Annotated in this window: 2 protein-coding genes; one reads left to right on the top strand and one right to left on the bottom strand. The window is 60.7% G+C overall.

The genetic code is table 11. The annotated features are described in order from the left end of the window. On the bottom strand, window positions 1-929 hold a 929-nt coding region (locus tag B116_RS26880), incomplete at its 3' end, for a trypsin-like serine protease (RefSeq protein ID WP_397540800.1). 1,114 nt (window positions 930-2,043) lie between these two features. Here B116_RS26880 and B116_RS26875 point away from each other — a divergent pair. Continuing rightward, a partial coding sequence (locus tag B116_RS26875) for a trypsin-like serine protease (protein ID WP_155255760.1) occupies window positions 2,044-3,069 on the top strand: 1,026 nt, incomplete at its 3' end.

The following is a 3,069-nucleotide window of genomic DNA, read 5'->3' as shown; positions in this document are numbered from 1 at the left end:
CGGCCGTCGCCGTTGAAGTCGCCGGTGATGATGCGTGGGAATGATGACGTGGTCCAGCCGCCGCCGACGATGTATGAGTTGGTGAATAGTTTGTTATCGGCGGTGAGGTCGCCGGTGCCGTGCCAGCCCCGGAGCGTCCCACTGGGATTCTGGTTGATCAGGTCGGGTATGCAGTCACCGGTGTAGTCCCCGGTCTGGACAACTTGACTCACCTGACTGCCGGTGGCCCATCCTGCTGCGTTACAGCCGAGCGGGGTGCTTTCCTGGATCCAGTCGGCGAGGTCGTCAACTCTAGTGCCAGTCGCGCCGTCCTGGGTTGCTGTCTCGCCCAAGCAGCCCTTCTGCCAGGACGTGTTGTTGATCGCTACGAGCTGCGGGTCGCCGTTGCTTTCTCGGAATACTGGGCCTCCGGCGTCGCCCTTACAGATCGTCGCGTCAGCCGTGGCGCCATCAATACTGATGAGTTCGGGATCAACTTCCTGGACCGTGAATGGGGCGGCATGTAGCCGATTCGGCACCCATTCAGTCGAGGTCCGACCGTACCCGGAGACCGTGAGTGTCTCGGCGGAAGCTGGCTCGATGGCAGCAATCGGGATAGCCGGGACTTCGACCATACGCCTGGAAATCCGAACGAGGGCAAGGTTGCGGTCCGGGTGTGGTGTGATCGTGACCGCCGGGGTTTCGTAGCCGGTAGGCTCTGTTAGGTCCGTACGACCAACAACCACGGTCGTTGGTTGGGTGGGCGCCCCGGCGGCAACGGGCGCTTCCCCCTCGATGAAACAGCTCTTCGCTGTCACTACCCAATTCGGTGCTATCAGGGCTCCGCTACACGCAGAGATGTCACCAAAATTGATTTTTGTGGTAAAGCTGTGAGCGCCGTCTGGGACCGGATCGCTCCCGGCGACCGCGCTGGCTGAGCTGCCGCTCAATATTCCGGCAACCAGTGTGGTTCCGAGTAACGCTACGCTCCAACGGCGTCGGTGATGTGATGGCAAGGGTTCTCCCGTGAGAGGTGTGTTGGGGGGTGGAGGACCACGCTCCGACCCCCGAATGCTGACGAGTGTTTCTGGCGCGCTCCGCAGGTCAGCTTAGATCAAACTCTCAAGAATTTTTGCCCCATCTCGAGTGGCCTATGGCGAAGATGCTTGCCTTTTGTTGAAATTTATGACCATAATTTGGTGTCAGTAGTATTGATTCCCAGATTCTGGACCAAGTGGGTCAATGGGTTCGGTATGGGCTGGCCACTGATCGCACTGTGTCAACGCCTTAACATAGTGGACCCTCGGGCTGCCTCCACCGGCACGTGGTGGAGCGGCCAGATGAAGCCATGGCGACGGGGAGGCAGATCTATGCGGTCGCCACAACTGGGTTTAGTGGACACTCCTGCGCTGTGTGGTGTGACGCGGGTGATGCGAAGCCCCTGGCCTCCGGGCGGCAGCGGCATCGCGTTGCCCGACGGCAGGACGCATCTGTTCAGAGCATCGGCCAGTGCGGCGGCGGATCGTTGACCCCTCTGCTGTGGTGGTCGGCGATAGTGGTGTGCGGGCGGCACCCGTCCGCGCTGGTGCTACCCACTGTCGAGGGTTGGTCTGGGTAGTCCGAGCCGTAGGCGGAGCTGTCTCGAGCTGGTGTTTGACAGGCGTGCCGCATGACCTGGGGTGGCGTCCGCAGGCCGAATCCCAGTTGAACACCCGTACTCACCCCAAAAAGGCGTGATTTTTGCCGAAGCCCCCGGAAGCGCGTTGATTCATGGCTGTAAGGGTGCATTAGGGCTAATGGCTTTTGTGGTAATTGAATCTGCGTAGTACTACTTTCAGCATCCGACTCGTAGTCCTTCGAGGGTGAGACTGACCTTCGTTTACCCCGAAGTGTCGGCGAGTCTTCAAGGTGGATTACGTCCTCTTAGGGGGGCTCGAATTCGGTAGACCCTCTGGTAGTATCTGATCCCGATCTTATCGGCCTGCAGATATGCATATCTCCTGGAGGGACTTCTTGTCACTGCGTAACTTGCGTCGCTGGGGTGGGGCGGCACTTGGAATTACAATGGTGACCAGCGTGCTGGGCGGTGGCTCGGCTGGCGCTGTCGCCAGGGCTACCCCCGTACCAGACGGCACCTATTCCTTCACCGCAAAGATTACTTTTGGTCAGGTGCACGCCTGTTCAGGCGCTCTGATAGAACGGAGTTGGGTGGTGACGGCGAAGAATTGCTTCGCCGAGGGGAGTACGCCGGTTGTCGCCGGACCACCAACCCGACCGACCACCGTTGTGGTCGGACGCACCGACCTTACAGAAGCGACCGGCTACGAGGCTTCGGCCGTCTCGATCATTCCGCATCCGGACCGGAATCTTGCCCTCGTTCAACTGCCCGTGCCGGTGTCCGAGGTCCCAACCATTCCGATCGCCACCGTACCGGCCGCCCCCGAGACGCTCAAGATCGCGGGGTACGGCCGAACCGCGACGGAGTGGGTGCCGAATCAGTTGCACGCCGCATCATTCACCGTCCAGGATGTCGAACCTTCACTCATCGATGTTGTGGGTGCCGCCGATGGCGCGACGATCTGCAAGGGTGACGCGGGTGGACCCGCATTCCGGGAGAACGACGGTAACGCGCAACTGGTGGCGATCAACAATACGTCCTGGCAGAAGGGCTGCTTGGGGGAGAATGCAACTCAGGACGGGGCGACCGGAACGCGGGTTGATGATCTGACAGATTGGATCCTGTGGAACACCTGTAACGCGCCGGGCTGGACCAGCACCGACAGCCCACAGCCCATGGAGGGCGACCAGCGGGTCGGCAACAGTGGGAGTGCCCAGAACCTGGCGCTGAGTGACTACGACGCGGATGGGCGCAGTGACCTCGCGCTGTACCGGTCGAGCCCGGCGGATGGATCGGCCTGGTGGATTCAGAGCGGTGCTACCGGTAATCAGATCCGTAGTGGTCACCGTTATGGTGGCTGCACGGATATTCCTGTGCCCGGTGATTATGACGGTGACGGCACTACTGATCTTGCCTTGTTCCGTCGTGACTGCACCAACGGATCGACTTGGTGGATTCAGAGCGGTGCTACC

Source organism: Salinispora fenicalii (assembly GCF_000514815.1).
GTDB lineage: Bacteria > Actinomycetota > Actinomycetes > Mycobacteriales > Micromonosporaceae > Micromonospora > Micromonospora fenicalii.
Note: the sequence above shows the minus strand (reverse complement) of the source record. Positions and strands in the feature narration are given on the sequence as shown.